Annotated in this window: 7 protein-coding genes; 5 read left to right on the forward strand and 2 right to left on the reverse strand. The window is 70.8% G+C overall.

Annotated elements, in window-relative coordinates:
- The 4 genes from HUU95_RS06835 to HUU95_RS06850 all read left to right on the forward strand — a co-directional run.
- A partial coding sequence (locus HUU95_RS06835; protein WP_174279430.1) for an NAD(+) diphosphatase occupies positions 1-366 on the forward strand: 366 nt, incomplete at its 5' end.
- 109 nt (positions 367-475) lie between these two features.
- Complete coding sequence (locus HUU95_RS06840) at positions 476-1,006, forward strand: 2Fe-2S iron-sulfur cluster-binding protein (protein ID WP_174279431.1); 531 nt, start codon at positions 476-478, stop codon at positions 1,004-1,006.
- Positions 1,003-1,989 (forward strand): FAD binding domain-containing protein, encoded by a 987-nt coding sequence (locus HUU95_RS06845; RefSeq protein WP_174279432.1) that lies wholly within the window; start codon positions 1,003-1,005, stop codon positions 1,987-1,989. Before HUU95_RS06840 ends, HUU95_RS06845 begins: the two co-directional genes overlap by 4 nt.
- Positions 1,986-4,295: a xanthine dehydrogenase family protein molybdopterin-binding subunit gene (locus tag HUU95_RS06850; RefSeq protein ID WP_174279433.1), complete on the forward strand. Its 2,310-nt coding sequence runs from the start codon at positions 1,986-1,988 to the stop codon at positions 4,293-4,295. Before HUU95_RS06845 ends, HUU95_RS06850 begins: the two co-directional genes overlap by 4 nt.
- A 79-nt stretch (positions 4,296-4,374) precedes the next feature.
- On the opposite strand, the gene HUU95_RS06855 is transcribed toward HUU95_RS06850, so the two are convergent.
- Positions 4,375-5,154, reverse strand: a complete 780-nt coding sequence (locus HUU95_RS06855; protein WP_174279434.1) for a TIGR00266 family protein — start codon at positions 5,152-5,154, stop codon at positions 4,375-4,377.
- A 33-nt stretch (positions 5,155-5,187) separates the two neighbouring features.
- Between HUU95_RS06855 and HUU95_RS06860 the strand changes: the two genes are divergently transcribed.
- Positions 5,188-5,550 carry a PilZ domain-containing protein gene (locus HUU95_RS06860; RefSeq protein WP_174279435.1) on the forward strand — a complete coding sequence of 121 codons (363 nt, stop codon included), beginning with the start codon at positions 5,188-5,190 and terminating at the stop codon, positions 5,548-5,550.
- Between the two features lie 21 nt (positions 5,551-5,571).
- Here the strand turns inward: HUU95_RS06860 and HUU95_RS06865 are convergent.
- A partial coding sequence (locus HUU95_RS06865) for a peptidoglycan DD-metalloendopeptidase family protein (RefSeq protein ID WP_174279436.1) occupies positions 5,572-5,809 on the reverse strand: 238 nt, incomplete at its 5' end.

Here is a 5,809-nt window from a genome sequence, read left to right on the forward strand (position 1 = left end):
CTGCTCGGCCGCCAGCCGTCCTGGCCCGCCGGCCGCTATTCCGCGCTCGCCGGCTTCCTGGAGCCGGGCGAGTCGATCGAGGAGGCGGTCGCGCGCGAGATCGGCGAGGAGGCGGGCGTGCGCGTCCGCGACGTGCGCTACGTCGCCAGCCAGCCCTGGCCCTTCCCCTCGCAGCTGATGATCGCCTGCGTCGCCGAGGCGCTGAACGACGCGATCGTGCTCGACGCGAACGAGCTGGAGGACGCCCGCTGGTTCACCCGCGACGAGGTGCGGGCGTCGCTCGCCGGCGACGGCCCGTTCGGCGCGCCCCCGCCCTTCGCGATCGCCCACACGCTGCTGACGCGGTGGGCGGTTGATCCGTCCTGAGGCCGGGATAACGGCGCGCCGCCCCCGGATGACGAGGTCGATCGTATCCGCGCGAACATAAACGGACCGACCCGGCGGGTCGCGCGTTCAGTCGCCCGGGAGAACATCAATGGCCATCACCATCAACGGCCGCGCCGTCGCGCCACCGGCCGATCCGCGCGTCACGCTGCTCGACTGGGCGCGCGAGCATCTGCATCTCACCGGCTCCAAGAAGGGCTGCAACCAGGGCGCGTGCGGTGCCTGCACGATGCTGGTGAACCCCGTGTCGGGGAACGGGGCAGGTGGCGGCGAGCGCATCCTGTCCTGCCTCGCGCTCGCGGTGCAATATGACGGGCGCTCGATCACCACGGTGGAGGGCCTTGCCGAGGCCGGCGACCTGCATCCGCTCCAGCGCGCGTTCATCGAGCATGACGGGTTCCAGTGCGGCTATTGCACGCCGGGCCAGCTCTGCTCGGCGATCGGCATGGTGGCGGAGATCGAGCGCGGCGTGCCCAGCCACGTCACCGCCGACCTGTCGGCCAGCCCCCGCCTGACGCATGACGAGCTGCGCGAGCGGATGAGCGGCAATCTGTGCCGCTGCGGCGCCTATAACGGCATCGTCGCGGCGATCGCCGAAACCTATGCCGAGGAAGCCGCATGAGCCCGTTCAGCTATGCCAAGGCGCATGACGCCGCCGAAGCGCTCCAGCTCGCTGGCGCCCATGCCGCCCGCTATCTGGGCGGCGGGACCAATCTCGTCGACCTGATGCGCGAGACGATCGAGGCGCCCGCCAGCCTTGTCGACGTGACCGGTTTCGCGGCCGCCATCGAGGAAACGGACGGCGGCGGCCTCCTGATCGGCGCCGCCACCCGCAACACCGCCGTCGCCGAGCACCGCGCGGTGCGCGAACGCTATCCGGCGCTCGCCCGCGCGATCGTCGCCGGCGCGTCCGCGCAGATCCGCAACATGGCGACGATGGGCGGCAACCTGCTCCAGCGCACGCGCTGCACCTATTTCTACGACAACGAGGGATCGCGCTGCAACAAGCGCCAGCCCGGCCAGGGCTGTGACGCGATCGAGGGGTTCAACCGCATCCACGCCATCCTCGGCGCGTCCGACCAGTGCGTCGCGACGCATCCGTCCGACATGTGCGTGGCGCTCGCCGCGCTCGACGCGGTCGTGCACACGCGCGGGGCGGATGGCGAGCGCGCCATCCCCTTCTCCGAGCTGCACCGGCTGCCCGGCGACCATCCGGAGATCGAGACGGTGCTGGCGCCGGGCGAGCTGATCACCGCGATCGAGCTGCCCGCGTCGTCGCTCGCCGCCAACAGCACCTATCGCAAGATCCGCGATCGTGCCTCTTACGCCTTCGCGCTCGTCTCCGTCGCCGCTTCGCTGGAGCTGGACGGCGGGCGGGTGAAGGATGTGCGGATCGCGCTGGGCGGCGTCGCGCACAAGCCGTGGCGCGCGCGCAAGGCGGAAGCGGCGCTGGTCGGCCAGCCCGCGACCGACGTTCATTTCCGCGACGCCGCGCTGGCGGAACTGGCCGATGCCCGGCCGTTGCGCGACAATTCTTTCAAGATCGAGCTGGCGACGCGCGCCATCGTCGCCACTTTGGGCGAACTGACCGGAGCTGCCGCATGAGCCTGATGGAAACCGCACAGTCGATGCTGAAGAAGGCGGTGGCGCTCGCGCCCGACCGCTGGATGCCCGGCGGCACGCCCGATCCGCTGATCGAACACAAGCATGGCCGCGTCGGCGAGCCCGTGTCGCGGCTGGACGGCCCGCTCAAGGTGAGCGGCGGCGCGAAGTTCGCGGCCGAGTTCGCGCTGCCCGACATGCTGTACGCCGCGATCCTCTATTCCACGATCGCGAGCGGCCGCATCGTCGCGATCCACACCGCCGAGGCGCAGACCGCGCCGGGCGTCAAGCTGGTCATGACCCACGGCAACGCGCCGCGCATGAAGGCGCCGCCGACCATGGGCACCTCGTCCAAGGCGCTCGCGCAGGACAATGTGCCGGTGATGCAGGACGATCGCATTCACTGGAACGGCCAGGAGGTCGCGCTCGTCCTCGCCGAGACGCAGGAACAGGCCGATCACGCCAAGTCGCTGATCCGCGTCGACTACGCGCCGGAAGACGCGGTCACCTCGTTCGGCACCGCCAAGTCGCACGGGCTGGAGCCCGCGAGCTTTCAGGGCGAGCCGCTGCACGTCGCGATCGGCGACGCCGAACAGGCGCTGCTCGCCTCGCCCTTCCAAGTCGATGCGCTCTATTCGACCCCGCGCCACAACCACAACCCGATCGAGCTGCACGCGGTGACGGTCGCCTGGGACGGCGATACGCTCAACGTCCACGACGCGAGCCAGGCGGTGGTGCAGACCGCCTGGACCCTGTCGCAGGTGTTCGGGGTCGACGCCGATCAGGTCCATGTCACCTCGCCCTATGTCGGCGGCGGCTTCGGCTCCAAGACGCTGTGGCATCACCACATCCTGGCGGGCGCGGCGGCGCGGATGGCGGGGCGGCCGGTGCGCCTCGTCCTGTCGCGCGAGGGCGTGTACCGAACGGTCGGCGGCCGTTCCGTCACCGAACAGCGCGTGGCCCTCGGCGCGGACGAGGAGGGGCGGTTCCAGGCGATCGTGCAGACCGGCGTCACCGTCGCCACCCCGCATAACGAGATGGCCGAGCCGTTCACCACCGGCACCAAGCACACCTATGCCTCCAAGACCTTCCTGCTCGATCAGCAGCTCGCGCGGATGAGCAGCGTCGCCAACACCTTCATGCGCGCGCCCGGCGAGGCGGTCGGCACCTTCGCGCTGGAGAGCGCGGTGGACGAACTGGCGCATGCGCTGCGGATGGACCCGGTCGAGCTGCGGCTGCGCAACGAGCCGGACAAGGACCCGACCTCCGGCCTGCCCTGGTCCGCCCGTCACTCGGTCGAGGCGTGGCGCGACGGCGCGAAGGCGTTCGGCTGGAGCGAGCGGCGCATGGAGCACGGCACCCGGCGCGAGAGCGAGTGGCTGGTCGGCCTGGGCTGCGCCGCCGCCACCTATCCTTATTACCGCTTCCCCGGCGGCGGCGCGCGCATCACGCTCACCCGCGATGGCCGCGCCCGGATCGACGTCGCCGCGCACGAGATGGGCATGGGCACCGCCACCGCGCACACGCAGGTCATGGCCGACCGGCTCGGCCTGCCGATGGAGCAGGTGAAGGTCGATTATGGCGACTCCAGCATGGCCGGCGTCTTCATGGCGGGCGGCTCGTCGCAGACCGCGTCGATCGGCGCCGCGATGATCGCGGCGCAACGGGCGTTGTGGAGCGAGCTGCTCAAGCTGGCCGGCAACGACTCGCCGCTGGCCGGCCTGTCGGCGGACGAGATCGCCGGCGACGCGGGCGGGCTGGTCAAGCTGGACGATCCGTCGCGGCACGAGAGCTACAGCTCCATCCTGTCGCGCGCGCACCGCGACGAGCTGGTGGTGGAGGCGAACGCATCGCCGCCGCTGGAGACGCAGCACTGGTCCATGCACAGCCATGGCGCGGTGTTCTGCGAGGTGGCGGTGAACAGCGTCACCGGCGAGCCGCGCGTCCGGCGCGTGCTCGGCTCCTATGATTGCGGCCGCATCCTCAATCCCAAGACCGCGCGCAGCCAGTTCCGTGGCGGCATCATCATGGGACTGGGCCTCGCGTTGATGGAGCAGACCGAGGTCGACGAGCGCAACGGCCGCATCATGAACGCGTCGCTATCCGAATATCACGTGCCGGTGCACATGGACGTGCCCGACATCGAGGTGATCTGGAACGACATCCCCGATCCCCACGCGCCGATGGGCGCGCGCGGCATCGGCGAGATCGGCATCACCGGCGTCGGCGCGGCGGTGGCGAACGCGGTGTTCAACGCGACCGGACGCCGCGTGCGCGACCTGCCGATCACGCTGGACAAGTTGATGTGAGAAGAGGGCAATAGGCAATAGGCAATAGGCAATAGGCAAATCTCCCTGTTGCCTATTGCCTATTGCCTATTGCCTACCCTCACTCATCCCCCAACAACCCGCCCAGGATGCCGCCGAGCGCGGCGCCGGCGGCACCGCCGCCGACCATCCGGCCCAGCCCCGCGCCGACCCCCACGTCGCGCGACTCATGCCCCGGCAGGTGACGCGCGATCTCCTCCGCCAGGTTGAGGATCGGCATCGACTGGAGCCAGATCCGCCCCGGCCCGGTCAGCGTCGCCAGGAACAGCCCCTCGCCACCGAACAGGACGTTGCGGAAGCCCCGCACCATCTGCACGTCGGTCGACACGGTCGGGTCCTGCATGCCGATATGCCCGGCATGGACGCGCAGCCGCTCGCCGGGTCCGAGCGTCCTCTCGATCACCTCGCCCGACAGATCGAGCCACACCGTGCCCGGCCCGGTGACACGCTGCAGCACGAAGCCCTCGCCCGCGAACAGCCCGGCGCCGAACCGCTGTTGCAGCACGATGTCGAGCCCGACCGAGCGTTCGGCGCACAGGAAGGTCTCCTTGCGGCAGATCAGCGTCTCGCCCGCGCCCAGCACCATCGGGATGATCTGTCCCGGGAAGCGCGGCGCGAACGCCACCTCGCCGGCCCGGTCGGCGCCATATTCGGTGATGAACAGGCTGCCGCCGCTGATCGCGCGCTTCAGCCCCGCGAACAGGCCGCCGCCGGTATGCGTGTCCATGGTGATGCCGTCGGTCATCCACGCCATCGCGTGCGTCTGGCTGACGATCACCTCGCCGGGCGAAAGATTGATCGACAAGGTCTGCATGGTGGTGCCGGCGATCGCGTAGCGCATGGATGATTCCCCCTCGGGCGCGAGCATATCGCGATGATTGACGCCGCGCTAACCACATCGTGCAACGCCGTGCTCGCGTCTGTCGGCTACCGCCGGCTGATGCCGACCACCCCCGCCGAGCCGCGTGTCGCCACGCGGCACAAGGTCTTCCTGCCGGCGGAGATGGCGGGGGCGGGCGGCTCCGCGCGCGTCCACCTGCTCAACCTGTCGCCCAGCGGCGCGCTGATCCATGGCGAGGAGCCGCCGCCACCCGGCGCCACCGTGAAGCTGCGTTGCGCGGCGATGCTCTGGTCGGTGCGCGTCGTCTGGGCGCAGGGCAAGCGCTTCGGCGTCACCCATGCCGGCGGCCTCGCGCCCGCGCAGATCGAGCTGCTGCTGGCGGCGCAGCGACGGTGACGTCGCCCGCTCCGGCGCGCGCTACAGCAGGGCGGCGATGTCGACCGGCCGGCCCCGCCGCCGCAGCTCCACGGTGACCTGACGATCCACCCCCGCCCCGGCGCGTCCGACCAGGGTGCCCGCCGGCAGGGTCTGGCCCACGCGCACGCCGGTCGAGCCGAGCCCGGTCAGCAGCGTCGACCAGCCCGCGCCATGGTCGATGATGACGATCGTGCCGAAGCCCCGGAACGGTCGCGCGAACCGCACGGCACCGCCCGCC

This window comes from Sphingomonas bacterium, from assembly GCF_903643065.1.
GTDB lineage: Bacteria > Pseudomonadota > Alphaproteobacteria > Sphingomonadales > Sphingomonadaceae > Sphingomonas.